This window comes from Shinella sp. SUS2 (assembly GCF_001262505.1).
Lineage (GTDB): Bacteria > Pseudomonadota > Alphaproteobacteria > Rhizobiales > Rhizobiaceae > Shinella.
The window spans coordinates 213,878-237,461 of record NZ_KQ410733.1 but is presented as its reverse complement, the minus strand read 5'-3'; the positions used below and the strand labels follow the sequence as shown (position 1 = coordinate 237,461).

Below are 23,584 nucleotides of genomic sequence, written 5' to 3'. Positions count from 1 at the left end.
TTCGGTATCGGTCGAACATAGACGCCGGCACGACGGGCCTCTCTCCGTTCCTTGCTTTCAAATCGAAAGATCGATGGCCAGCAATTCCGGAAGGCGTGCCACGGCCAAGGTACATCAAGGCGGTCGGATGGCCCCTCAGCCAAAGCGGAATCGCTTCGGCTGAGGGCACGCAGGAAAAAACAGTTAACCAGAGCAGTTCCGGTGTGCGGGTGTTGTTCTAGTGCTTCAGCACGCGGGCGAGGAAGGAGCGGGCGCGCTCGTTCTGCGGATTGTCGAAGAAACTGTCCGGCTTGCCGATCTCCAGGATCGCGCCCTGATCGATATAGACGATCCGGTCCGCCACCTCGCGGGCAAAGCCCATTTCGTGCGTTACGATCATCATCGTCATGCCATCGGCGGCCAGCTCGCGCATCACGTCGAGCACCTCGCCGATCATTTCCGGATCGAGCGCCGAGGTCGGCTCGTCGAACAGCATCAGGTGCGGCTCCATCGCCAGCGAACGGGCGATCGCCACGCGCTGCTGCTGTCCGCCGGAGAGCTGACCGGGATATTTGTGCGCATGCGCCTTCAGGCCGACGCGGTCGAGCAGCCGGAGCGCGGTCGCCTCCGCCTCAGCCTTCGACTTGCGGTGCACGCGCATCGGCGCGATGGTGATGTTCTCCACCACCGTCTTGTGCGGGAAGAGGTTGAACTGCTGGAACACCATGCCGACGCCCTTGCGGATGGCGGCAAGTTCGCTTTCGCCGCCGAGAAGGCGGTCTTCCTCGACGGGCATCGGATATCCGTCCACCACGAGGCTGCCATTCTGGTACATTTCCAGCCCGTTGACGCAGCGGATGAGCGTCGACTTGCCCGAACCGCTCGCGCCGACCACCACAACCACCTCGCCGCGCGCGACGGAAAGGTCGATGTTCTTCAGGACGTGGTGGCTTCCGTAGAACTTGTTGAGGGTCTTCATTTCGACGATGGTGCTCATGGAGCGGCCTCCGGTGGTGTTCGCATCGTTCATCGGCTGCCCCTTGCAAGATGCTTTTCGAGCTTGCGGGCGGCGAAGGTGATCAGGGATCCGACGAGGAAATAGGTCAGGAACAGGAACGAATAGACTTCATAGGTGCGGTCGCCATATTGCGGGTTGGCGAGGATCATCTGGCCGGCACGCAGGAAATCCGTAAGGCCGATGATGAAGACCAGCGGCGCCGTGTTGAAGATGTCGAGCACGTTGCCGACGAGCGGCGGGACCACCACGCGAAGGGCCTGCGGCAGGACGATCGAGCGATTGATGTCGAACTCGCTCATGCCGAGCGAACGGGCGGCTTCCGTCTGCCCGCGCGGCACGGCCTGCAGGCCGCTGCGGACATATTCGGCGACATAGGCGGAGTAGAACAGCGTGAAGCCGATCATGCCGCGGACCACATCCGCCAGATTGAGCTGCGGCGTCAGCACGGGCATCAGGATCCAGATCCAGTAGACGACCATGATGAGCGGGACCGAGCGCATCACCTCGATATAAGCCGTGCAGATCCAGCGCACGCTGGAAAAGCGGCTGCGACGGCCGAAGGCGAGCAGGATGCCGATCGGCAGGGTCACGATCGCTGTGACGAGCGTCAACAGGATGCTGAGCAGCAGGCCGCCCCACAGGCCGGCGCCGGGCGGCGCCATCACGGCGAAGATCGCAATCAACCCGACGAAGCTTACCGGCACGAGCCCCTTGCGCACCGCCGGAATGTGGGAACTCAGCGCCCAGGACAACCCGAAGGCGACGACCAGCGCGGAAACGAGCAGGACGTTCGCAAGATCGTTCGTCCCCGTAAGGACCAGCGCAGTCGCCACCACAAGGAGAAGGCCGCCGGCATGCCGCCCGCGGAACGCGAAGACACAGCCCAACGCCGCGCCCAGCAGAGCGGCGATGATCATAGCTGCAATCCAGGTGCGCCACACCTGATCGACCGGGAAGATGCCGATCATCAGGACGCGCAGGCTTTGCGGAATGATGTCCCACTGCGCCACCGTCAACGCCCAGCTGGCAATCTGCCAGAAAAGCCAGAGCACCCCCGGAATGACAGTCAGGGACAGGAGAATATCGAACGGCTTGGCGAACAGGTTGTGCCGCGACCATTTCAGGGATTTGGCGATCATCGCGACGCTCCGTGTCTCGTCATGCGGCGGTCGGCCCAGCCGACGGCGGCGCTGATGGCCCAGCTGAGGATGAGGTAGGACGCCATCACGATGACGATGCCTTCGAGGCTGTGGCCGGTCTGGTTGGCGATGGTGCCGTAGATGTTGAACAGCTCGGGATATCCGATGGCGATGCCGAGGGCGGTGTTCTTCGTGAGGCTGATATACTGGTTGCCGAAGGACGGGAGCACGACGCGGAAGACCTGCGGCAGGATGATGTCGTTGACCGTGTCGCGGCGCGTCAGACTGAGGGAAGCGGCCGCCTCCCATTGCCCCTTCGGCAGCGCGTCGATGGCGCCGCGCACGATTTCCGCGATGTAGGACGCGCTGTTGACGACGATGGCAAGCAGCAGCGCGGCCATTTCCGGGCTCATGCCTGTACCGCCGCGCGCCTGGAACTTCGAGGCGATGGGAACGTCGAGACCGACGATGCCCGTGGCAAACATCACTCCGCCAAGCAGGACGACGGCACCGGCGCAGACCCACCGGACCGTGCGATGGCGATCGAACAATACACCGAGGATGGCGACCCAGAATGCCGTTGCGGCTGCGATGGCGAGGACCGAGTCGCCCCCCTGCCAGACGGGAACCGGAAAATAGAGCCCCTGCTGGCTGATCACGACGCCGTAGAATTTCGCGGCAGCGGCGATCGGCGGGAAATGCAGGACGACGGCGAAATACCAGAAGACGATCTGGATCAGCAGCGGCGTGTTGCGCACGAACTCCACGCACCAGAAGGAGAGGTTGCGCACCACCCAGTTGGTCGAGAGCCGGCCGACGCCGAGCAGCGTTCCGAGCACGGTGCTGAGAAGGATGGCGAACACGGCCACCTTGACTGTGTTGAAGATACCGGTGACGAAGGCCTGAGCGATCAGGTGATCCGGCGTGAAGGTCAGGAACGTCGGCCAGATACCGTCATCGAGGGCAACCGTCTTGCCTTCGCTGATATCGAAACCCGCGGCATCCCAGAGGAAGGAAAAGCTGAACTTGATCCCGTGCCGGGCCAGCCCTTCCTTCACGGCAAAGGCAAAGAGGACCACGAGGACGATGGCCGCCGCAACAATGGCGGACTGGGTGGCATTGTACCGGATCCGGTTGCGGCGGCGGCGAGCCGGGAGATCGTCGTCGGCCGCGTTACCGGCCACGTTCGCTTGGTGCACAGTCATGTCGAAATACCAGAACCGATTGGAGGCCCGGGGCGCGATGCCGCCCCGGGCCGGTCAGGAAGGGATCAGTTCCAGAGGGGCGAGTAGATGGCGCCGCCTTCGGTCCACAGGGCATTCGGCGTGCCCTTGCGGTCGAGGAACATCCGGGTGTCCGGGCCGAGATTGCGCGCATAGACCTCGCCATAGTTGCCGACGGCCTTGACCGCCTGCGCGACGAAGTCGTCGGAAAGGCCGAAGTCCTTGCCGTAACCACCACCGACGCCGAGGAACTTCTGGACGAACGGGTCCTCGCTCTTCTGCTTCTCTTCGAGATTGGCCTGCGTGATCCCGGATTCCTCTGCCTGGAACAGGCCGTAGGTGACCCAGCGCAGCGCGTTGCGCCACTTGGAATCATTGGCCGCGACGAAACCGCCGAAGGGCGACTTGTCGAGCGTGTCGGGCAGGATCAGATAATCGGCCGGCTTCGGCGCGTTGCCAGCCCAGGCGGCAAGCGCCGACTTGTCCGTGCTCATCGCGTTGCAGCGGCCGGAATTGAGGGCGGCGAAGAGCTTTTCAAGGTTCTCGTAGGTCAGAACCTTGGAGCCTTCCCAGCCGCGTGCCTTGAAGGCGCTGGTGAGGACGGTTTCGGTTACCGAGCCCTGTGTCGTGCAGAAAGTGGCGCCGTCGAGATCGGCAAATTCCTTCACGCCCGACTCCGTCTTCACCATGACGCCCGTGCCGTCGTAGAAATTGACCGGCAGGAAATCGATGGCGATGGAGGATTCACGCGCCGGCTTGATGGTGGTGTGCGCGAAGACGACATCGACCTGGTTGGTGAGGACCGCATCGAAACGGCTCTTGTCGGTGACCGTGACGAACTTGACCTTCGATGCATCGCCGAGGACCGCGGCGGCGACGGCGCGGCAGAAGTCGACGTCGAGGCCTTCCATCTGGCCCGTTGTGGTGTTGAGGTAACCGAAACCGGGCGCGGTGTTGTCCGTGCCGCAGTTCAGCGTGCCGCGCTGCTTGACCGTGTCGAGGACGGACGCCGACGCGTGACCTGCGGTAACGGCGAGACCGGCAAACACGCCGGCCGTGAGAAGCTTGATCAGTTTCATTGCAGTCCCCTGTGAATATCGCGAGCGCCCTGCACGCTGGTGCAGAGCCCGGTTCTCATGCCGAGAGCTGATTTGGGCGATAGGGCAACAGCGGCTCTTGCCGTTCTGTAGCGATTGTTCCCGCCATTGGCCTAAGTCCGCCGTTTGGTAGCCAAGCTGCGAACCCATATCAATCGACAGGGGGACGATAGGAACACGATTTGTTCAGGTCTACTTAATTCTGCTTTACGTACTATTTAGCAAAACTGTTTGATTTTAATCGTCGGCATTGCCTTCGGAGCCCGCGTCGCGCGCAATCGGCGCTTCGTTCTTGCCCGTGGGGAGCCGGCGACGAGAACCGATCCGCGCGTTGATTTCCGCGATGAAGGCCTGAACGGCGGGGCTGCGTTTCTCCCCCTTGCGGAAGGCCAGCGAGATCTTGCGGCGGATCTCCGGCTCGACCTTGCAGACCCAGACGTCCTCGAGGTCATAGCTCGCCCGAAGGCCCGGCAGGATCGAGATGCCATAACCTTCCCGGATCAGCGCGATCGTCACCTCGAACCCCTTACAGCGGGCGACGATGTTGGGCGTGAAGCCAGCCTCCTGGCACGCATCCGTGATCATGCGGTTATAGGTCGAGGAGGCGGTATCGAGCGCCCAGCGCTCGTCGCGCAGCTGGTGCAACATGACGGTCGGCTGCTCGGCCAGCGGATGGGTCTGGGACACCATCACATTGAAGACGTCCTCCATCAGCGGGATCGTTTCGATGTTCGGATCAACGGCGCCGGCGGGCACGTTGAGATCGTCAACGATCGCGATGTCCGTCTGCCAGCTGCGCAGGGCCGCAAGGCTCTCGGCGGGTTCCATCTCGTCGAACTGCACCGTCAGATGCGGATGGAGCCGATGGAGACCCTGGATCGCCCCCGCCACCACCGCCGCAGCGACAGAGGGAAAGGCTGCCACCCGCAGCTCGCCGGCAATCACCTTCTTCAGCTCGGCGATGTCGGCTCGGGCTGATTCGAGCTCGATGAGGATCCGCTCCGCCCGTTCGACAAGCTGCTTTCCGGCCGGCGTCAGCTCGACGCCGCGGCCCCGCCGCTCGATGAGGTCGATGCCGACCTCCTGTTCCAGCAACGCGATCTGCTGCGAGACGGCGGACGGGGAGACATAGAGCGCCTCGGCCACCGCGGCCATGGTCTTGCGGATCGACAGTTCGCGCAGGGCGCGCAAGCGGGCAAGGTCCATTCTTTCCTCCTCATGTCGAGAGAAGAATGATTAGCAAATCAGAACGCATGTGCAAATATTATTAACTTTTTCTGGATCGAAGCCATGGCTAGCCTTTCTCCAAGCCCTCATACCCTCTTGCGGAGACAGGTCATGACCGAACAGACGAAAGCTTATTTCAACGCCCCCGTTCACGAGCGCGACCCGCTCGTCGCCGGTGCCATCGACAACGAGCGCAAGCGCCAGCAGGACCAGATCGAGCTCATCGCATCCGAGAATATCGTCAGCCGCGCCGTGCTCGACGCTCTCGGCCACGAGATGACCAACAAGACGCTGGAAGGCTATCCCGGCAACCGCTTCCACGGCGGCGGGCAGTTCGTCGACGTCGTCGAGCAGGCGGCAATCGACCGCGCCAAGCAGCTCTTCGGCTGCGCCTATGCCAACGTCCAGCCCCATTCGGGCACGCAGGCCAACCTCGCCGTCTTCTTCCTGCTGCTGAAGCCGGGCGACAAGGTTCTTTCGCTCGATCTCGCCGCCGGCGGCCACCTCTCGCACGGCATGAAGGGCAACCTGTCGGGCCGCTGGTTCGAATCGCACAACTACAATGTGGACCCGGAAACCGAGGTCATCGACTATGACGCGCTGGAGCGTATCGCCGAAGAGGTTCGCCCGACGCTGCTCATCACCGGCGGTTCGGCCTATCCGCGCGAACTCGACTTCGAACGCATGGGCAGGATCGCCAAGAAAGTCGGCGCATGGTTCCTGGTCGACATGGCGCATATTGCCGGCCTCGTCGCGGGCGGCGCCCACCCCTCGCCGTTCCCGCATGCCGATATCGTCACCTGCACCACGACCAAGACGCTGCGCGGGCCCCGCGGCGGCCTGATCCTCACCAACAACGAGGCCTGGTTCAAGAAGCTGCAAGCCGCCGTGTTCCCGGGCGTCCAGGGCTCGCTGCACAGCAACGTGCTCGCCGCCAAGGCCGTCTGCCTCGGCGAAGCGCTGCAGGACGACTTCAAGGTCTACGCCGCGCAGGTCAAGGCCAATGCCCGCGCGCTTGCCGAGACCCTGATCGACCGCGGCGTGCGCATCGTCTCCGGCGGCACGGACACCCACATCGTGCTGGTCGACCTCTCGAGCAAGGGCCTGATCGGCAAGCAAGCGGAAGACCTTCTGTCGCGTGCCAACATCACCGCCAACAAGAACCCGATCCCGGGCGACAGCCCGCGCCCGCCGGAATGGGTCGGCATGCGGCTCGGCGTCTCCGCCGCCACCACCCGCGGCATGAAGGAAGAGGAGTTCCGCACGCTCGGCACCATCATCGCCGACCTCATCGAGGCGGAAGCTGCCGGCACGGCGGACGAGGTTGTTGACGGCGCCAAGGCCAAGGTGGCCAGACTGACGGCGGCCTTCCCGGTCTACGCACACTAAGCGCACGAAATCCGAACCGAAAAGGGCCGCGCTACGCGCGGCTCTCCTTCCGGCCCGCGGCCGGGCCTTGGGGATGCGAAAGGGAGCGTCATGGGAATGGATAGAGTTGCCGGCGGGGCGATCATCGACGGCAGGATGTTCGCGGCCGGCCTGCTGGACGATGTTGCGGCGAAAGTTGCCCGGCTGAAGACTGCCACCGGCGCCGTGCCGGGGCTCGCCGTGGTGCTCGTCGGCAGCGATCCCGCCAGCGCCGTCTATGTCGGCTCGAAACATCGCCAAACGGCCGCCGCCGGCATGAATTCGTTCAAGCACGAACTTCCGGCCGACACGACGCAGGACGAACTGATGGCGCTCATCGGCCGGCTCAACGTCGATCCTGCCGTGCACGGCATCCTCGTCCAGCTACCCCTGCCCGCTCATCTCGACGCCAACGCCATTATCCAGGGCATCAACCCTGACAAGGATGTCGACGGCTTCCACGTTTCCAATGCAGGGCGCCTTTCCACGGGCCAGTCGGCGCTGGTGCCCTGCACTCCGCTCGGCTGCCTCATGCTGCTGAAAGATCGGCTCGGCGGCGACCTTTCCGGCCTGCATGCCGTGGTGGTCGGCAAATCGAACATCGTCGGCAAGCCGATGGCGCAGCTGCTGCTTTCGGAAAACTGCACGGTGACGATCGCCCATTCGCGCACGCGCAACACCCCGGAGCTCTGCCGCGCCGCGGATATTCTCGTCGTCGCAGCCGGGCGGCCGGGCCTCGTGCGCGGCGACTGGATCAAGCCGGGCGCCACCGTCATCGACGTCGGCATCAACCGGGTGGAGATCGACGGCAAGTCGCGCATCGTCGGCGACGTCGCCTTCGAGGAGGCCCGCCGTGCCGCCGGCGCGATCACGCCCGTTCCGGGCGGCGTCGGACCCATGACCATCGCCTGCCTGCTTTCCAACACGCTCACGGCCTTCAGCCGCCAGCACTCCGTCGCCATCGACTGATCGACCCGAAAGGATCGCCAATGTCCGCTCTTTCCAACCGCTATGCCCTGCGCGTCGCCTGCCCCTCGATCCGCGGCGTGACCGCGGCCATCGCGACCTACCTCTCTGCCAACGGCTGCAACATCTCCGACAGCGCCCAGTTCGACGACAAGAGCACCGGCCGCTACTTCATGCGCGTCAGCTTCCAGTCCGAGGATGGCCGCACGCTTGAAGACCTGCGCAAGGGCTTTGCCGAGATCGCCGCAACCTATCAGGCGGATGCCGAATTCTTCGACGAGACGACCAAGCGCAAGGTCGTCCTAATGGTCTCGCGCTTCGGCCATTGCCTCAACGACCTACTCTACCGCTGGCGCATCGGCGCCCTGCCGATCGATATCGTCGGTGTCATCTCCAACCATTTCGATTACCAGAAGGTGGTCGTGAACCATGATATTCCCTTCCACCACATCAAGGTGACGAGGGAGAACAAACCGGAGGCCGAGGCCGAGCAGATGCGCGTCGTCGAGGAGACGGGCGCCGAGCTCATCGTGCTCGCCCGCTATATGCAGGTGCTCTCGGACGAGATGTGCCGGACCATGTCGGGCCGGATCATCAACATCCACCACTCCTTCCTCCCGTCCTTCAAGGGCGCCAAACCTTACAAACAGGCCTTCGAGCGCGGCGTGAAGCTGATCGGCGCGACCTCGCACTACGTGACCGCCGACCTTGACGAAGGCCCGATCATCGAGCAGGACACGGTGCGCGTGACGCATGCCCAGAGCGCCGAAGACTATGTCAGCCTCGGCCGCGACGTGGAGAGCCAGGTGCTCGCCCGCGCCATCCACGCCCATATCCACGGTCGCGTCTTCCTCAACGGCAACCGGACCATCGTCTTCCCGCCCTCGCCGGGCTCCTATGCCTCCGAGCGCATGGGATAGGGTCCACCACTGCGGCCCATGAAAGACATCGCCGCCGGCGCACGCCTTGCCAGGCCGTTGTCGCCGCGGCTATCGCAACGCCCCGAAGACCGGCAAGCCAATGGCGCGGCGCGCGCCTTCCCCGACGCAGGATCAAGACATGGCCATCCACCTCCCCGACAATCCCGCCCGTTCCGATGTGCTGGCGGGACGCCCGACGCTCTGGACGAACCCGCACTACACCGAAAACGCAATCGCGGATGCGACGCTTCCCGTGCAGCCATCGGATGTGGACGAGGCGCAGGAAAACTGGCGGCGGCTGGCGCCGCTACTGGAAACCTGCTTTCCCGACCTGAAGGCAACGCGGGGCGAAATCCGCTCCGATCTCGTGCCGCTGGAGGCCATGCGCAAGGCGCTGGACTATGACGACGCGCAATTCGGCACCCTTCTCGTCAAGGCGGACAGCGCCCTTCCCGTCGCCGGGTCGATCAAGGCGCGCGGCGGCGTCTACGAGGTCTTCCTGTTTGCCGAACTATTGGCCCGGCGCGAGGGTCTGCTGATGGCGGATGAAGACATCCGGCGCCTTGCCGCGCCGGACGCGAAAGCCTTCTTTTCCCGCTACACCATCGCCGTCGGCAGCACCGGCAATCTCGGGCTCAGCGTGGGCGTCGCGGCCCGCGCCCTCGGCTTCAGGGCGACGGTGCATATGTCCGCCGATGCCAAGGCCTGGAAGGTGGAACGGCTGACGCGGCTCGGCGTCGAGGTTGTCCGGCACGATGCCGACTATACGACCGCGGTGGAAAATGCCCGTATCGCCGCCGAGATTGACCCGACGATCTATTTCGTCGACGATGAGCAATCCCGGCACCTTTTCCTCGGCTACAGCGTCGCCGCGCTGGAACTCGCCGAACAGCTTCAGGCCCGCGGCATCGTCGTCGATGCCGACCATCCGCTGTTCCTCTACCTGCCCTGCGGCATCGGCGGCGCACCGGGCGGCGTCGCCTATGGTGCAAAGAAGGTCTTCGGGGACAATGTGCACTGCTTCTTCGTGGAGCCGGTTCAGTCGCCCTGTGCGCTGGTCCATCTCATGAGCGGTTCCGAAGATCTCGTCTCGGTCTACGACGTCGGCCTGACCAACAGAACGGAAGCGGACGGCATGGCCGTCGCCCGCATGTCGGCCTTCGTCGCCACCGTCATGCGCCGCATGCTGGCCGGCATCTTCACCGTCGACGACGCATCCCTCTTCCGCTGGCTCCTCAGCGCCCACCAAAACCAGAACGTGCGCCTCGAACCCTCCGCCGCCGCCGGCTTTGCCGGCCCGGATTTCATCGTGAAACATCCGGCGGGCAAGGACTTCTGCGCATATCAACGGATCGGCGACCATCTAACCGGGGCCACCCACATCATCTGGACCACGGGCGGCGCCTTCGTGCCGGAGGAGCAGTTCCAAACCTTCCTGCACACCGCGAACGACATCGCCGCAACGGATTGACGGAACTGCCACGACCATGCCGCCGAACTCGCCCGCAGCGGCATGGTCCCTGACCGGATCGTTATGCGGCGACGGCAGGCATGTTGCCATCACGGGCGGCGACATGGGCGATGAGATCCTCGATGCTGATCAACGGCAGCTGGTGGGTGGCCGCGAAGTCGATCAGTTCGGGCAGACGGGCCATCGTGCCATCATCGTTGGCGACCTCGCAGATCACGCCCGACGGGCTCCTGCCGGCAAGGCGCGCGAGATCGATCGCAGCTTCCGTGTGGCCCGGACGGCCGCGCACCCCACGCGGATGCGCGCGCAGGGGAAAGATGTGGCCCGGGCGGGCGAAGTCTTCCGGCCGGCTCGCGGGATCCATGAGCGCCTTGACGGTTGCCGCGCGATCGGCAGCCGAAATTCCGGTCGTCGTGGCGGGGAGGTAATCGACGGAGACGGTGAAGGCCGTATGAAGATATTCCGTGTTCTGCGGAACCATCAGCGGGATGTCGAGCGCATCGAGCCGCTCGCCTTCCATCGCCACGCAGATCAGCCCGCGGGCGTGTTTCATCATGAAGGCGATCGCTTCCGGGGTCACCGCATCCGCGGCCACGATGATATCGCCCTCGTTTTCCCGGTTTTCGTCATCCACGACGACAATCATGCCGCCGCGCGCAAAGGCCGCGATTGCGTCTTCAATTTTCGAGAGTGCCATTTCATTGCCTTTCAAGGGTTGCCGATGCCGGCGTTTCAATCCCTTGGGCGAACAGGCCCGCGACCGCCCGGGCGAAGGACGGTTCCGCAGACATGTCCTCTTCCATCCGGACTGTGACCGTCGGCTCCGGCATCGCACCGGATCTGCTGACCTTCCGCGTCAACGGAAGCGCTCGCGGGCTCCCGGATCGCTCCGGATACCGCCGGTGGGGAGTTTCACCCCGCCCTGAGAACAGTCGTAAATAGGGAATTCTGGTGGAGGAATGCAAGGGCCGGCATCGCCGGCCGCGCAGAATTCCCGACGGCTACCAGCAGCAGAAGCCGCCGTCGATGAGGAGATCGACGCCGGTGACGAAGCTCGCGGCCTCCGAGAGGAGGAAGACGGCCGGGCCGACCATCTCGTCGACAGCTGCCATGCGCTGCATCGGCGTCTGTTCCTCGAAGAGTTTCGTCTGGTGCACCATTTCCGGCCGGGTGTTCATCGGCGTCGCGGTGTAGCCCGGGCTGATCGTGTTGACGCGGATGCCGCGGCCGACCCATTCCATCGCCATCGACTTGGTCATGTGGATGACGCCGGCCTTGGAGGCATTGTAGTGGCACTGGCTGAGGCCGCGGTTGACGATGACACCGGACATCGAGGCGATATTGACGATCGCGCCGCGGCCGGTCTTCAACATGGCACGGGCTTCGGCCTGGCAGGAGAGGAAAACGCCCTTCAGGTTGATGTCCATCATCGTCTGGAACTGGTCTTCCGCCATCTCCTCCGCCGGATTGGCGTTGGCGATGCCGGCCGCATTGACGGCGAGCGTCAGGGAGCCGAGTTCCGCTTCGGTGCGGGCGACCGCCTCGGCGAGCGCCGCGCCGCTGGTGACATCGGCGGCGATCTGGATGCTGCGGCGTCCGGCCCGGGCGATGAAGTCGGCCGTCCGGGCGAGGCCGTCGTCGGTGCGCCGGTCGAGCAGCGCGACATCGGCGCCGCACTGGGCGAGGCCGATGGCGATGCGCTGGCCGATGCCGCTGCCGGCGCCGGTCACGAAGGCGACATTGCCGGAGAGATCGAACAGTTTCGGCGCGTTGAGCGTGATGTCGGACATGAATGCTTCCTTGTTCAAATCGTTGCCAGTTCCATGACCGAGACGTCGTTCGCGTCCTCGCGGTTCAGGATGCCGGCCTGCTTGCCCTGGGCCATGACCATGATGCGGCTGGACACGCCGAGCACCTCTTCGAGGTCGGAACTGACCACGATGACGGCGACGCCCTCCCGCGCAAGGTCCATGATGAGATCGTAGATCGACGAGCGGGCGCCGACGTCGATGCCGCGCGTCGGTTCGTCCAGCACCACCACCTGCGGCTTGCGCGCCAGCCATTTGGCCAGCACCACCTTCTGCTGGTTGCCGCCGGAGAGTTCACCGGCATGCTGTCCGCCGCGGCCCTTCACGCCGAGTTTCTTGATGTAATCCTCGGCGAATTCGCGAATGCGGCGGGTGGAGAGCCAGCCGCTGCGCGCGATCTCGCCGAGGTTGGCATAGCCGATATTTTCCGCGATCGAATGGTCGAGCACCACGCCCTGCAGCTTGCGATCCTCCGGCACGAGGACGATGCCGTTGCGGATCGCATCGATCGGCGAGCGCGGCGTCACCGGTTTGCCGTGCAAAAACACGTCGCCGGCAGAAATCGGATCGGCGCCGGTGATGGCACGCACAAGCTCGGTGCGGCCGGCGCCCATCAGCCCGGCAATGCCGAAAACCTCGCCCCTGCGGACGGCGAAACTGATGTCACGAAAGGCTTTGGTCGGTGAGGAGAGGCTGCGCACCTCCAGCGCCACCTCCTCCGTCGGCACGGGGAGCGCGGGGAACATGCGCTCCAGCGAGCGGCCGACCATGGCCTCGACGATCGTGCGGATCGGCACGTCGCCGCTGTCGAATTCCTGCACCTTGGCGCCGTCGCGCATGACGACGATACGATCGGTGATCTGGCGGATCTCCTCCAGCCGGTGCGAGATGTAGATGATGCCGACGCCTTCGGATTTCAGCCGCTCGATCTGCCGGAAGAGGGCCTGCGTCTCCTCGCCGCCGAGCGCCGCGGTCGGCTCGTCGAGGATGAGCAGGCGCGCATTGAGCATCAGCGCCTTGGCGATTTCGATGAGTTGCTGTTTTCCGGTCGAAAGCCCTTCGACGAGGCGATCAGGCGAAACGTCGAGGCCAAGGCGCTGGAGGCCGGCGCGCGCCTTGTCCTCCATCGTCTTGCGGTCGAGCCGGCCGGATGTCATGGGATAGCGGCCGACGAAGACGTTCTCGGCAATGGACAGCTTCGGCAGCAGCTTCAGTTCCTGGTGAATCATGCCGACCCCCTCGTCCATGGCGGCGCGGGGATTTGCGGGGGCATAGGGCTTGTCGAGCCAGGTCATCTCCCCGGCGGAGGGTTGAACGGTACCGGAAATGATGTTCGACAGGGTCGATTTCCCGGCACCGTTTTCGCCGAGCAGCGCCACGACCTCTCCCGGACGGATGTCGAGATCGACACCGTGAAGAACCTTGATCGGACCGTAGGATTTCTGGATCCCGCGGAGCGACAGGATGGGAGAGCGGGTCGTCATGGCGCTGCTGCCTTTGCGGTTACGGGTGGCTCTTGACGAATTCCGGCGCATTCTCGCAGGTCGTCAGCACGGCATTCGGCGTCTGGCGCTCCTCGACCTTCTGGCCTGCGGCGACGGCGAGCGCGGATTCGACGGCGAGAACGCCCATCTTCTGCGTGCTCTGCGTCGCAGTGGCTATGAACGGGCCCTTGCACTTGGCGAGGTATTCGAGGGCCGAGACGTCGCCGTCATAGCCGCCGATGATCACCTTGTCCGAGAGGTTGGCGACGTCGACCGCCTTGGCGGCACCCATGGCGAGACCGTCGGCTTGGCCGAAGATGATCGTGATGTCCGGGTTGGCCTGCAGCATGTTCTGCGCGATCGTGAAGCCTTCGTCGGCCGACCACATGTTGCTCCACTGCTGGTCGATCAACTCGACACCCTTGGCCTCGTCGATAGCGCGCTTGCAGCCGGTGAAGCGGTCGACTTCCGGCGTCGTGCCCTTCTGGCCGTGAATGATCGCCATCTTACCCGCGCCACCGGCCTTGCCGATGATGTACTTGCAGACTTCATAGGCAGATTCGACACTCTCGCCGGCGATGAACGTATCACCCGGCGCGCCCTCGGGCGTACGGTCGACGTTGATGACGGGAATGCCGGCCTCGCGGGCAAGGCGGGTCGGCACGGCGGCGGCGGCAGCGCCCGCCGGAATGTAGATGAAGGCGTTGATGTCCTGCGTCATCAGGTCCTGCACCTGGCTGACCTGGGTGTTGGTGTCGTTCTTGGCATCGACCACGACGACTTCGATACCCTTTTCCTTGGCATGTTTCTCGACGCCGAGCTTGATCTGGTTGAAGAAGTCGGCCTGCAGGTTCGGCACGGCAAGGCCGATCTTCTTGACCTCGGCGGCGGTTGCGGGAAGTGCGAGCATGGACACGGCGCTCGCCGCGATCAGCACTTTGGACAGTTTCATGGTTTCTCCTCCGGGTTGCCCGGCAGCCCCCGCCCCTGCAGGAAGCTGCCTTCCTTTTGCCGGCCCGCACCATTGCGGGCCGTTTTCGCCTCCCCGCCGGCAGCGGGAGTGAACGGTCTTACTTGCGCTTGCGGTAGGTCTCGGCCGTCACGGCGAGCACGATGACGGCGCCGATGATGACCTGCTGCATGAAGGGCGAGACGCTGAGCAGGTTGAGGCCGTTGCGCAGCACGCCGATGATGAGGACGCCGATGATGGTGCCGCCGATGCCGCCCGTGCCGCCCGAAAGCGAGGTGCCGCCGATGACAACCGCCGCGATGGCGTCGAGTTCATAGGAGACGCCCGAGGACGGCTGCACGGAATCGAGCCGGGCGGCGAGCACCATGCCCGAGAGGCCGGCAAGGAAGCTGCACACAACATAGACGAGCACGGTGGCGCGCTGGACATTGATGCCGGCAAGACGCGCGACTTCGGCATTGCCGCCGATGGCGTAGAGCACGCGCCCACCATGGCGGTAGCGCTGGTAGAGAAGGCCGACGATGAAGACGACGATCATCACGGCGACAGTGAGCGTCAGGAAGCCGCCGAAGCGCACGATGGCCATCATGTTGAACCAGGCCGGAAAGCCGATGATCTGCTGGCCGTCGGTGATCATGTTGGCAAGGCCGCGGGTGATCGACATCATAGCGAGCGTCGCGATGAAGGCCGGCACGTTGAAGCGCGTGATCAGAAGCCCGGCGATCAGGCCGTTCAAGGCCGCCGCCGCCAGCGCCAGCGGAATGGCAAGCCCCATCGGCACACCGGCGACGACGTTGAGATAACCCAGCACCATCATGGCGAGCGCCATGACCGAGCCGACCGCAAGGTCGATGCCACCGATCAGGATGACCATCGTCATGCCGACGGCCATGACGCCGAGCACCGTGATCTGGTCCAGCACATTGAGGAAGTTGCGCACCGACAGGAACTTGTCCGTCGCAAAGGTGAGAAAGAGGCACAGCACGATGAGGCCGATCAGCGGCCCCGTGGCGCCGCGCAGCGACGGCAGCATCACGCCTGCGAAGCCCTGTCTTTCCTTCACATCCGCCACCATGAGCACTCCTCCCGGCCGTTCTCGGTCTTGCGTTTTCTCTATCGCATAAATATTCATTAGTGTGTGTAAATTCGTATCGCATCCCGTTGGAGTGTGTCAAGGCGCCCTTCCCGAATTTTTTAGAACTCACTGATGGAATTTCTGCTTGACTTGCGGATCATTCGTGCAAATATATCTATTAATGTATATTTATTCATCATGAGGATTTCATGCATCCGAACGATCTTGACCGTATCGCTCGCCAGATCCGCCTTCGCGATCTGCAAGCGGTGTTTGAAGCAGGCGCAGGCCATATCGGTGGGGAAATGTCCGCCATCGACATCCTGACGGCGCTTTATTTTCGCATCCTCAACGTTTCGCCGGACGAGCCGAAGCGGCCGGATCGCGACCGGTTCGTGCTGTCGAAGGGACATGTGGCCCTGGCGCTTTACGTCACGCTCGCCAAGCGCGGTTTCATCCCCGAAGAGGAAGTCGCGACCTTCCTGAAGCCGCATTCGCGACTCAACGGCCACCCGAACTGCAACAAGGTGCCGGGCGTCGAGACCAATACCGGCCCGCTCGGCCATGGCCTGCCGGTCGCGGTGGGCATGGCGAAGGCCGCCAAGCTGACCGGCGCGACCTACCGCATCTATGTGCTGACCGGGGACGGCGAGATGCAGGAAGGTTCCAACTGGGAGGCGATCGCCTCGGCCGCGCAGTTCGGCCTCGACAACCTGACACTGATCATCGATCACAACCGCTTCCAGCAGGGTGCTTCGCTTGAGGACACCAACAATCTCGCCCCCTTCCCCGCCAAGCTCGAAGCCTTCGGCTGGGATGTCACCGAGATCAATGGCAATGCCATGGACGAAATCGTTCCGGCGCTGGAAAAACGAAGGGCTCGCCCGCATTGCATCGTCGCCCACACAAACAAGGGCCACGGCATTTCCTTCATGCAGGACAAGGTCGACTGGCACCACAAGGTGCCCAATGCCGAACAATACGAAATTGCCGTGGCTGAGCTTTCGGAGGCCCTTTGATGAACGCCGTAACCCCTTCCGTTAAGCTTCACGATTGCCGCGACGCCTTCGTCGCGGTGCTGGAGCGCCTCGGCGCCGACAATCCCAAGGTCGTGGCCGTCTGCAACGATTCCGTCGGCTCTTCCAAGCTCGGCGGCTTCAAGGCCAAGTGGCCCGAACGCCTCGTCAATGTCGGTATCGCCGAGCAGAACCTTGTCGGCGTCGGCGCAGGCCTTGCCAATGGCGGTCTGCTGCCCTTCGTCTGCGCCGCCGCCTGCTTCCTCACCGGCCGCTCGCTGGAGCAGATCAAGGCCGACATCGCCTATTCCAACGCCAATGTGAAGCTCGTCGGCATTTCCTCCGGCATGGCCTATGGCGAGCTCGGCCCGACGCACCATTCGATCGAGGATTTCGCCTGGACGCGCGTCCTGCCGAACCTGCCGGTCATCGCGCCTTGCGATTCCATCGAGACCGCCGCCGCCGTGGAATGGGCCGCGAAATATGACGGCCCCGTCTTTCTGCGCCTCTCGCGCGTCGGCGTACCGGACCTGCTGCCGGCCGGCCACACCTTCGCGCTCGGTAAGGCCAACCTGCTGCGCAACGGCGATGCCGTCACCCTCATCGCCAATGGCACGCTGACCCATCGCATGGTAAAGGCCGCCGCCATCCTCGCCGAACAGGGCATCGAGGCGCGTGTCCTCAACATGGCGACCGTCCGGCCGATCGACGTCGAGGCCGTGGTCGCCGCGGCGCACGAGACCGGCGCCATCCTGACGGCGGAGGAGCACTCGACCTTCGGCGGCCTCGGCTCCGCCATCGCCGAAGTCGTCGTGGCGGAAGCGCCCGTGCCGATGAAGATCCTCGGCGTGCCCGGCATTTTCGCACCCACCGGCTCCGCCGAGTTCCTGCTCGACGAGTTCGGCATGTCGCCCGCCGCCATCGCCGAGGCGGCCGTCGCCCTGATTGCGCGAAAAGCTTCCCACGCGTGATCCCGCGCGGTTAGATTTCGCGCCGGGCGCGGCAAGACCTCCCTTTCGCCGCGCCCCCTCCAATTCCGCTCACCGGAGCCACCATGACGACCGCCATCCTCGCCATCGACCAGGGCACCACGAATTCGAAAGCCGTGCTTGTCTCCACGGACGGCGGGATCCTTGCCCGCGGCGCCTCCCCTGTCGGCATCGAGCATCCGCAGCCGGGCTGGGTTGAACAAAGCCCGCTACGTCTCTGGGCCTCCGTGCAGGAGGCGATCGCTGCGTGCCTTGCCGCCGGCCCCAGCGTCGAGATTATCGGCATCGCCATCTCCAACCAGCGCGAATCCGTCACCATCTGGGATGCCGAGACCGGCGAACCGCTCGGACCCGTCGTGAGCTGGCAATGCCGCCGCAGCGCGCCGGCCTGCGCCGAGCTGATCGCGGCGGGCCATGCGCCGCGTGTTGCTGCGCTGACCGGCCTTCCCATCGATCCGATGTTCCCCGGCCCCAAGATGAAGTGGCTGCTCGACCGCGTACCCGCCGGACGCGCCGTCCGGCTCGGCACGATCGACGCCTGGCTCATCCATTGTTTTTCCGACGGTGCGGTCCATGCCTGCGATGCCGCCAACGCCGCGCGCAGCCAGCTCTACGACCTCAACCGGCAGGAATGGAGCGATGAACTCTGCGCCCTGTTCGGTGTCGATAAGACGGCCCTGCCCGAGGTGCGCGACAGCGCCTCGCGCTTCGGTGTGACAAAGAACGTGCCGGGCCTTGCCGACGGCATCCCGATCGCCTCGGCCATCGGCGACAGCCATGCCGCACTCTTCGGCCACGGTGCCTTCAATCCCGGCGACGGAAAGGTGACCTTCGGCACCGGCTCTTCGATCATGACCACCCTGTCCCGCTTCATTGCGCCGCAGCAGGGCATCACCACGACCGTTGCCTGGTCGATCGGCGGCCGGCCGACCTATGCCTTCGAGGGCAATATCCTGGTCTCGGCCGCCTCACTGCCCTGGATGGCCGAGATGCTGGGCCTGCCGGGCGTGCAGGCGCTGACCGAGCTTGCCGCGTCAGCCGAACCCGGCGGCCCCGGCTTCGTACCCGCCTTCGTCGGCCTTGGCGCACCCTATTGGCACGCCGATGCGCGGGCTCTCTTCTCCGGCATCACCTTCAACACCAGCCGCGCCCAGATGGCCCGCGCGGTGACGGACAGTATCGCCTTCCAGGTGCACGACGTCTTCAAGGCGATGTCGGCGCAATCGCCGGCGCCGCTCGGCCGCCTCTATGCCGATGGCGGCCCGAGCCAGAACACGTTTCTCATGCAGTGCGTTGCCGACACGCTCGACCACACCGTCATCCAGTGCGACGCGCCCGAGGCCTCCGCGCTTGGCGCAGCCTATCTCGCCGGCCTCTCGCTCGGCGTCTGGCCGGATCTTGCCGCCATCGCTGCCCTGCCACGCGCCGCCAACCCCATCGCGCCGCGTCTTTCCGACACCACACAACGACTTATGGTTTGGCAGGACGCAATCTGCCGCTCGACCCTAACGTGTCCATCGACTATGAGTGAATAAAAATTCACTCATGGAGACCCCTATGGGAAGGCTGAACGAGTTGCGCCTGATCGCCCGCGTCGCCCAGATGTATCATCTGGAAGGCAAGCGGCAGGCTGACATTGCCGAGATCATGCACATGTCGCAGGCGACCGTCTCACGCATGCTGAAACGCGCCGAGCAGGAAGACATCGTGCGCACGACGGTCATCCCGCCCGCCGGCACATTCGCGGAGCTGGAGACCGCATTGCGCGATCGCTACGGCCTGACCGAAGCCATCGTCATCGACTGTTCGGAAGACCGCGACGGCGCGATCATGGCCCGCATCGGTGAGGCCGCTGCCCACTTCCTTGAAGTGACACTACAACAGGACGAGGTCGTCGGCGTCTCGAGCTGGAGCCAGACCATCTTGCGCATGGTGGACAACATCCACCCGCTGAAGAGCGCCAAAGCCAAGTACATCGTGCAGATCCTCGGTGGTATGGGCGATGCCTCGGTGCAGATGCATGCAACACAGCTCACCGCGCGCCTTGCCAAACTCACTGGCGGCGAGCCGCGGCTCCTGCTCGTCCAGGGCATCACGTCCTCGCGCGAGGCGAAACTCGTGATGCTCGCGGATCCGGCCGTGCGCGAGACCATGGACCTCTTCGGTCGCCTCAGCCTCGCCATCGTCGGCATCGGTGCGGTCGAGCCTTCGGAAATGCTGGCTCGTTCGGGCAACACCTTTTCCCGCCAGGAAATGGCGATGCTGCACGAGGCCGGCGCGGTCGGCGAGATTTCCTATCGCTTCTACGACCGGCAGGGAAAACCGGTGGAAACGCCACTCAACGACCGCGTCATCGGCGTTTCGCTGGAAGAGCTGCGCAAGACCAACCGCGTCATGGCGCTCGCCGGCGGAGAATCGAAAACCGAGGCCATCGCCGGCGCCCTGAAGCTGGGCGTCATCGACGTGCTCGTCACCGACAAGTTCACTGCGGCCCGGCTCACAGCCTGATCCATTCCCGGACCAGACCACGGCCTGCCGCGCATTATGGAGAAAAGACCATGAGACGTTTTGCAGGCCAGACGGTGTTCGTCACTGGAGGCAACAAGGGCATCGGCCGCGGTATCGCCAAGCGCTTTGCCGAAGAGGGCGCGAAAGTCGCCATCACGGCGATCGAGAAGGATACCGTCGCTGCCGCCGAAGCGCTGGCCGCAGAAACCGGGGCGGAGGTGATCGGCCTTCCACTCGACGTGACCGATGCCAAGGCGGTGCAGGCGGCCTATGGCGAGGCCGAAGCGAAGCTCGGCGCGATCTCCGTCTCCGTGCAGAATGCCGGCGTCATCACCATCGCCAAGGTGGAAAACCTCACCGAGCGCGAATGGGACCTCAATCTCGACGTCAACACCAAGGGCGTGTTCCTGTGCTGCCAGGAGGCGATCCGCCGCTTCCGGGCCAGCGGCACCAAGGGCCGCCTGATTAACACCGCTTCCGGCCAGGCCCGCCAGGGCTTCATCTACACGCCGCACTATGCCGCCTCGAAATTCGGCGTCGTCGGCCTGACACAGAGCCTTGCCAAGGAACTGGCGCGGGAAGGCATCACCGCCAACGCCATCTGCCCCGGCATCATCCACACCGAGATGTGGGACTATAACGACCGCGTCTGGGGTCAGATGCTCGGCGAGTACGGCCCGGGCGAACTGATGGCCGAATGGGTCGAGGGCATCCCGATGGGCCGCGCCGGCACGCCTGCCGAAGTCGCCGCGCTCGTTGCCTTCCTCGCCTCGCCGGACGCCGCCTACATCACGGGTCAGACGATCAATGTCGATGGCGGCCTGATCATGTCGTAAGCGTCCATCCGGCGCGCGCAAAAAGTGATTGGCGCGCGCCGGATCGCACGCCCTCACGACCATCGTCATCCACATCGTGCGTTGCCGCAACAGCCGCAGTGGGCAGGCTTCATGGGGATTTTTCGGAGATTTCACGCAGATGTGCGCGGAAAACACCCCTAAAATCCCGAAAATTCTTGAAGCCGAGGCGACGGGCCAGGCGGTCGACGGTTTGCGGCGGGACGCCGGTCCGTCTTGCGAAAGCATTGCCTGTCTCGAAGGCAACGAGATCAGGCGCCTCGAAGGCGGACCGGGCCGTTTTCTCCAGCATCGTGGACAGGACGATCTCGCGGGAAATGATCTGCGACTTCAGCTCGGCAAGGGTGCGGGGCGTGCTCCGGTTTGGCATTGTACACCTACCGCGCCTGCCGCAGCGCAGCCGTTGCGGCTTCCGCGGCGACGAGAGCGGCCACGGCATCCGCCGCCGTGGCCGCCGCCGACGGCTGGCCCTGCACCGCCCGGGCAAAATCCTCAAGCTGCGCGCGGAGTGCCGCGAAGAATACCGCTTCGCCGGCGGGCGGCCAGAAGAACCGCGATTCCGCAAAATCCATCGTGCCGAACGCCTGCACCCAGCAGGCATCACCGATGGGAAATCTGCGCCCGAGCGAAACGAGGCCATTGCCGCCTTTCGACAGCGTGCACAACAGCTGGACGGCATCGGGATCCTCCGGGACCACCTCGGCGAAAGCCGTGCTCGCCGCAGCCACCCGATAGTCCTGGAGCTCCTGCCCGGTCAGCCAGCGAAGCTGATCGAACTCATGCACGCCCATGTCGATGAAGGCGCCGCCACCGCTGGCCCTGAACGACGCCGGTGGTGGCGTCTCGTCCCATTGGAAGCAGGAGACCAGATAGAGTTCGCCGAGGGAGCCTGCCATGATCCGCTCCCGCAGCGCCTTCAGTTCCGGCACGAAACGGCGCCAGTAGCCGATCTGCAGGTGAACCCCGGCGCTTTCGGCGATCGCCGCCGCCTCCTTCGCTTGCGCCGCGCTGATGCCGCACGGTTTCTCGCAGAGGATCGGCAAGCCCCGGGCTGCCACCGCGGCGATGGTCGCGACATGGGTGGGGCTCGGGGTGGCGATAAGGACCCCGTCCAGCCCGCCCGCACCGATCATCGCCATGGCATCGGCATGGACCGCGACGCCGAACGGGCGCAGCATCTCACGCGCCGCAACGGAGGGATCGGCGACGGCGGCTATCTCGACGAGGGCGCTGTCGGCCGCCGCACGCAGATGAACCAGCCCCATCCGGCCAGCGCCTACAAGTCCAAGGCGGAATTTCTTCATCGGATTTCCCTTTCACGATAGGCAAGGAGCGGCCGCTGCGACGCGTGTCAGAAGGAGACGGGCTCGAAGCGTCCCGATTTGGCGGATGCCAGTGCGGCCTCGCACAGGATCATCGCCTTGCGGCCATCGCTCGCGCCGACATCCGGCTTCCGGTTGGCAACCACGCATTCGATGAAATGGTCGAGTTCCGCGGCATAGGAACCCTGGTAGCGCTCCACGAAGAAATAGAGCGGCTTGTCGGTCGCGATCTGAAGAGGCCCGGAGACCTCCACGGAGGTGGGCGTCTGGTTGCCCGCGCGCAGCATGCCACCGGAGCCATGGACCTCGATCCGCTGGTCATAGCCATAGACGGCGCGCACGCTGTTGTTGATGTGGCACTGGCGCCCGCTCGCCGTGCGCAGGATGAACATGGCCGTGTCGTATTCGCCAAGCTTGGCATAGTAGGGCAGCACGAGCGAGGAACCGGTCGCGAAGAGTTCGACGGGCTCCTCGCCGAGCAGGTAACGCGCCATGTCGAAGTCGTGGATCGTCATTTCCCGGAAGACGCCGCCGCCGCCGGCAAGCGCTTCTTCCGTTTCGGGCTCCGGATCACGGCTGGTGATGATGACCTGTTCGACGGAACCGATGTCACCTGCATCGATCCGCGCCTTCAGGCTTCGGAAGCTCGGGTCGAAGCGGCGGTTGAACCCGATCTGGAAGACGATCCCTGCCTTTTCGACGGCCGCCAGGCACTCGTCGGTGCGACCGATATCGAGGTCGATCGGCTTTTCGCAGAACACCGCCTTGCCGTGCCGTGCGGCGGCGATGGTCAGGTCTGCATGCGTCCGCGTGGCGGAGGCGATGACGAGCGCCTTCACCGCCGGATCGGCAAGCACGGTGGCCGTGTCGGCGATCTTAGCGCCGGTCTCTGCGGCGATCCGTTCCGCCGCAGGCCGGTAGGGATCGACAATGTAGCGCAGCCGCACGCCCGGATGGCGCGCAAGGTTGGCGGCGTGCACGGATCCGATCTGGCCCGCACCGAACAGACTGACATCAATCATGGAGTTCCTCGTCATTTCAAAGCCCGCCATCCGCACGGATGGGCGAACGGGATCAGGGACCGACGGGGAGAACCCCGCCGGATTGGATG

At 64.5% G+C, this 23,584-nt stretch carries 22 protein-coding genes and 1 riboswitch; of the genes, 10 read left to right on the top strand and 12 right to left on the bottom strand.

Annotated elements, in window-relative coordinates; translation table 11 throughout:
- Nucleotides 1-221 (top strand): hypothetical protein (locus AKG11_RS35300; RefSeq protein WP_210168696.1); only part of this gene is annotated, 221 nt, incomplete at its 5' end.
- Here the strand turns inward: AKG11_RS35300 and AKG11_RS19695 are convergent.
- From AKG11_RS19695 to AKG11_RS19675, 5 genes are all read right to left on the bottom strand, one after another.
- Nucleotides 218-976: an amino acid ABC transporter ATP-binding protein gene (locus AKG11_RS19695; protein WP_023516550.1), complete on the bottom strand. Its 759-nt coding sequence runs from the start codon at nucleotides 974-976 to the stop codon at nucleotides 218-220. The two genes, AKG11_RS35300 and AKG11_RS19695, sit on opposite strands and share 4 nt — an antisense overlap.
- A 29-nt stretch (nucleotides 977-1,005) precedes the next feature.
- Nucleotides 1,006-2,136, bottom strand: a complete 1,131-nt coding sequence (locus AKG11_RS19690; protein WP_050745153.1) for an amino acid ABC transporter permease — start codon at nucleotides 2,134-2,136, stop codon at nucleotides 1,006-1,008.
- Nucleotides 2,133-3,341, bottom strand: coding sequence for an ABC transporter permease subunit (locus AKG11_RS19685; RefSeq protein ID WP_050745152.1), 1,209 nt, complete (start codon nucleotides 3,339-3,341; stop codon nucleotides 2,133-2,135). Before AKG11_RS19685 ends, AKG11_RS19690 begins: the two co-directional genes overlap by 4 nt.
- 65 nt (nucleotides 3,342-3,406) lie before the next feature.
- Nucleotides 3,407-4,438: a transporter substrate-binding domain-containing protein gene (locus AKG11_RS19680; protein WP_050745151.1), complete on the bottom strand. Its 1,032-nt coding sequence runs from the start codon at nucleotides 4,436-4,438 to the stop codon at nucleotides 3,407-3,409.
- Between the two features lie 255 nt (nucleotides 4,439-4,693).
- The gene (locus AKG11_RS19675) at nucleotides 4,694-5,662 is read right to left on the bottom strand and encodes a LysR family transcriptional regulator (protein WP_050745150.1); all 969 of its coding nucleotides are present in this window, start codon (nucleotides 5,660-5,662) and stop codon (nucleotides 4,694-4,696) included.
- A gap of 132 nt (nucleotides 5,663-5,794) precedes the next feature.
- On the opposite strand from AKG11_RS19675, the gene glyA reads away from it, so the two are divergent.
- The 4 genes from glyA to AKG11_RS19655 all read left to right on the top strand — a co-directional run bounded on the left by glyA (nucleotide 5,795) and on the right by AKG11_RS19655 (nucleotide 10,447).
- Nucleotides 5,795-7,072 (top strand): serine hydroxymethyltransferase, encoded by a 1,278-nt coding sequence (gene glyA / locus AKG11_RS19670; protein WP_023516285.1) that lies wholly within the window; start codon nucleotides 5,795-5,797, stop codon nucleotides 7,070-7,072.
- A 90-nt stretch (nucleotides 7,073-7,162) separates the two neighbouring features.
- Nucleotides 7,163-8,059: a bifunctional methylenetetrahydrofolate dehydrogenase/methenyltetrahydrofolate cyclohydrolase FolD gene (gene folD / locus AKG11_RS19665; protein WP_037407465.1), complete on the top strand. Its 897-nt coding sequence runs from the start codon at nucleotides 7,163-7,165 to the stop codon at nucleotides 8,057-8,059.
- A 20-nt stretch (nucleotides 8,060-8,079) separates the two neighbouring features.
- Nucleotides 8,080-8,976, top strand: coding sequence for a formyltetrahydrofolate deformylase (purU, locus tag AKG11_RS19660; RefSeq protein WP_050745149.1), 897 nt, complete (start codon nucleotides 8,080-8,082; stop codon nucleotides 8,974-8,976).
- 139 nt (nucleotides 8,977-9,115) lie between these two features.
- A complete protein-coding gene (locus AKG11_RS19655; RefSeq protein WP_050745169.1) occupies nucleotides 9,116-10,447 on the top strand; it encodes a D-serine ammonia-lyase in 1,332 nt (443 codons plus the stop codon).
- A 61-nt stretch (nucleotides 10,448-10,508) separates the two neighbouring features.
- Here AKG11_RS19655 and ribB read toward each other — a convergent pair whose 3' ends face one another.
- The 5 genes from ribB to AKG11_RS19630 form a co-directional block, all read right to left on the bottom strand.
- The gene (gene ribB, locus AKG11_RS19650; RefSeq protein WP_050745148.1) at nucleotides 10,509-11,144 is read right to left on the bottom strand and encodes a 3,4-dihydroxy-2-butanone-4-phosphate synthase; all 636 of its coding nucleotides are present in this window, start codon (nucleotides 11,142-11,144) and stop codon (nucleotides 10,509-10,511) included.
- Between the two features lie 90 nt (nucleotides 11,145-11,234).
- Nucleotides 11,235-11,381, bottom strand: a riboswitch (FMN riboswitch).
- A 67-nt stretch (nucleotides 11,382-11,448) separates the two neighbouring features.
- Nucleotides 11,449-12,237: an SDR family oxidoreductase gene (locus AKG11_RS19645; protein ID WP_050745168.1), complete on the bottom strand. Its 789-nt coding sequence runs from the start codon at nucleotides 12,235-12,237 to the stop codon at nucleotides 11,449-11,451.
- 14 nt (nucleotides 12,238-12,251) lie between these two features.
- Nucleotides 12,252-13,739 carry a sugar ABC transporter ATP-binding protein gene (locus tag AKG11_RS19640; RefSeq protein ID WP_050745147.1) on the bottom strand — a complete coding sequence of 496 codons (1,488 nt, stop codon included), beginning with the start codon at nucleotides 13,737-13,739 and terminating at the stop codon, nucleotides 12,252-12,254.
- Between the two features lie 19 nt (nucleotides 13,740-13,758).
- Nucleotides 13,759-14,691, bottom strand: coding sequence for a substrate-binding domain-containing protein (locus AKG11_RS19635; RefSeq protein WP_050745146.1), 933 nt, complete (start codon nucleotides 14,689-14,691; stop codon nucleotides 13,759-13,761).
- A gap of 118 nt (nucleotides 14,692-14,809) precedes the next feature.
- Nucleotides 14,810-15,784 (bottom strand): ABC transporter permease, encoded by a 975-nt coding sequence (locus tag AKG11_RS19630; RefSeq protein ID WP_023517410.1) that lies wholly within the window; start codon nucleotides 15,782-15,784, stop codon nucleotides 14,810-14,812.
- Between the two features lie 209 nt (nucleotides 15,785-15,993).
- Here AKG11_RS19630 and AKG11_RS19625 point away from each other — a divergent pair, with 209 nt between their 5' ends.
- From AKG11_RS19625 to AKG11_RS19605, 5 genes are all read left to right on the top strand, one after another.
- Nucleotides 15,994-16,803: a transketolase gene (locus tag AKG11_RS19625; RefSeq protein ID WP_050745145.1), complete on the top strand. Its 810-nt coding sequence runs from the start codon at nucleotides 15,994-15,996 to the stop codon at nucleotides 16,801-16,803.
- Nucleotides 16,803-17,771 carry a transketolase family protein gene (locus tag AKG11_RS19620; protein WP_023517412.1) on the top strand — a complete coding sequence of 323 codons (969 nt, stop codon included), beginning with the start codon at nucleotides 16,803-16,805 and terminating at the stop codon, nucleotides 17,769-17,771. The genes AKG11_RS19625 and AKG11_RS19620 overlap by 1 nt, the downstream gene beginning before the upstream one ends.
- Nucleotides 17,772-17,854: 83 nt before the next feature.
- Complete coding sequence (locus tag AKG11_RS19615) at nucleotides 17,855-19,324, top strand: FGGY family carbohydrate kinase (RefSeq protein WP_050745144.1); 1,470 nt, start codon at nucleotides 17,855-17,857, stop codon at nucleotides 19,322-19,324.
- 22 nt (nucleotides 19,325-19,346) lie between these two features.
- Nucleotides 19,347-20,297, top strand: a complete 951-nt coding sequence (locus AKG11_RS19610; protein ID WP_023514057.1) for a sugar-binding transcriptional regulator — start codon at nucleotides 19,347-19,349, stop codon at nucleotides 20,295-20,297.
- Between the two features lie 50 nt (nucleotides 20,298-20,347).
- Nucleotides 20,348-21,133 (top strand): SDR family oxidoreductase, encoded by a 786-nt coding sequence (locus tag AKG11_RS19605; protein WP_050745143.1) that lies wholly within the window; start codon nucleotides 20,348-20,350, stop codon nucleotides 21,131-21,133.
- Nucleotides 21,134-21,528: 395 nt separating this feature from the next.
- Here the strand turns inward: AKG11_RS19605 and AKG11_RS19595 are convergent, their stop codons facing one another.
- A complete protein-coding gene (locus AKG11_RS19595; RefSeq protein WP_037407459.1) occupies nucleotides 21,529-22,455 on the bottom strand; it encodes a Gfo/Idh/MocA family protein in 927 nt (308 codons plus the stop codon).
- Nucleotides 22,456-22,502: 47 nt separating this feature from the next.
- The gene (iolG, locus tag AKG11_RS19590) at nucleotides 22,503-23,495 is read right to left on the bottom strand and encodes an inositol 2-dehydrogenase (protein WP_023514061.1); all 993 of its coding nucleotides are present in this window, start codon (nucleotides 23,493-23,495) and stop codon (nucleotides 22,503-22,505) included.
- Nucleotides 23,496-23,584: the final 89 nt, after the last annotated feature.

What these genes read in the sequence shown, in the direction of transcription:
- AKG11_RS19695 (WP_023516550.1), bottom strand. Translation starts at nt 976, where the DNA reads ATGAGCACCATCGTCGAAATGAAGACCCTCAACAAGTTCTACGGAAGC.
- AKG11_RS19690 (WP_050745153.1), bottom strand. Translation starts at nt 2,136, where the DNA reads ATGATCGCCAAATCCCTGAAATGGTCGCGGCACAACCTGTTCGCCAAG.
- AKG11_RS19685 (WP_050745152.1), bottom strand. Translation starts at nt 3,341, where the DNA reads ATGACTGTGCACCAAGCGAACGTGGCCGGTAACGCGGCCGACGACGAT.
- AKG11_RS19680 (WP_050745151.1), bottom strand. Translation starts at nt 4,438, where the DNA reads ATGAAACTGATCAAGCTTCTCACGGCCGGCGTGTTTGCCGGTCTCGCC.
- AKG11_RS19675 (WP_050745150.1), bottom strand. Translation starts at nt 5,662, where the DNA reads ATGGACCTTGCCCGCTTGCGCGCCCTGCGCGAACTGTCGATCCGCAAG.
- glyA (WP_023516285.1), top strand. Translation starts at nt 5,795, where the DNA reads ATGACCGAACAGACGAAAGCTTATTTCAACGCCCCCGTTCACGAGCGC.
- folD (WP_037407465.1), top strand. Translation starts at nt 7,163, where the DNA reads ATGGGAATGGATAGAGTTGCCGGCGGGGCGATCATCGACGGCAGGATG.
- purU (WP_050745149.1), top strand. Translation starts at nt 8,080, where the DNA reads ATGTCCGCTCTTTCCAACCGCTATGCCCTGCGCGTCGCCTGCCCCTCG.
- AKG11_RS19655 (WP_050745169.1), top strand. Translation starts at nt 9,116, where the DNA reads ATGGCCATCCACCTCCCCGACAATCCCGCCCGTTCCGATGTGCTGGCG.
- ribB (WP_050745148.1), bottom strand. Translation starts at nt 11,144, where the DNA reads ATGGCACTCTCGAAAATTGAAGACGCAATCGCGGCCTTTGCGCGCGGC.
- AKG11_RS19645 (WP_050745168.1), bottom strand. Translation starts at nt 12,237, where the DNA reads ATGTCCGACATCACGCTCAACGCGCCGAAACTGTTCGATCTCTCCGGC.
- AKG11_RS19640 (WP_050745147.1), bottom strand. Translation starts at nt 13,739, where the DNA reads ATGACGACCCGCTCTCCCATCCTGTCGCTCCGCGGGATCCAGAAATCC.
- AKG11_RS19635 (WP_050745146.1), bottom strand. Translation starts at nt 14,691, where the DNA reads ATGAAACTGTCCAAAGTGCTGATCGCGGCGAGCGCCGTGTCCATGCTC.
- AKG11_RS19630 (WP_023517410.1), bottom strand. Translation starts at nt 15,784, where the DNA reads ATGGTGGCGGATGTGAAGGAAAGACAGGGCTTCGCAGGCGTGATGCTG.
- AKG11_RS19625 (WP_050745145.1), top strand. Translation starts at nt 15,994, where the DNA reads ATGCATCCGAACGATCTTGACCGTATCGCTCGCCAGATCCGCCTTCGC.
- AKG11_RS19620 (WP_023517412.1), top strand. Translation starts at nt 16,803, where the DNA reads ATGAACGCCGTAACCCCTTCCGTTAAGCTTCACGATTGCCGCGACGCC.
- AKG11_RS19615 (WP_050745144.1), top strand. Translation starts at nt 17,855, where the DNA reads ATGACGACCGCCATCCTCGCCATCGACCAGGGCACCACGAATTCGAAA.
- AKG11_RS19610 (WP_023514057.1), top strand. Translation starts at nt 19,347, where the DNA reads ATGGGAAGGCTGAACGAGTTGCGCCTGATCGCCCGCGTCGCCCAGATG.
- AKG11_RS19605 (WP_050745143.1), top strand. Translation starts at nt 20,348, where the DNA reads ATGAGACGTTTTGCAGGCCAGACGGTGTTCGTCACTGGAGGCAACAAG.
- AKG11_RS19595 (WP_037407459.1), bottom strand. Translation starts at nt 22,455, where the DNA reads ATGAAGAAATTCCGCCTTGGACTTGTAGGCGCTGGCCGGATGGGGCTG.
- iolG (WP_023514061.1), bottom strand. Translation starts at nt 23,495, where the DNA reads ATGATTGATGTCAGTCTGTTCGGTGCGGGCCAGATCGGATCCGTGCAC.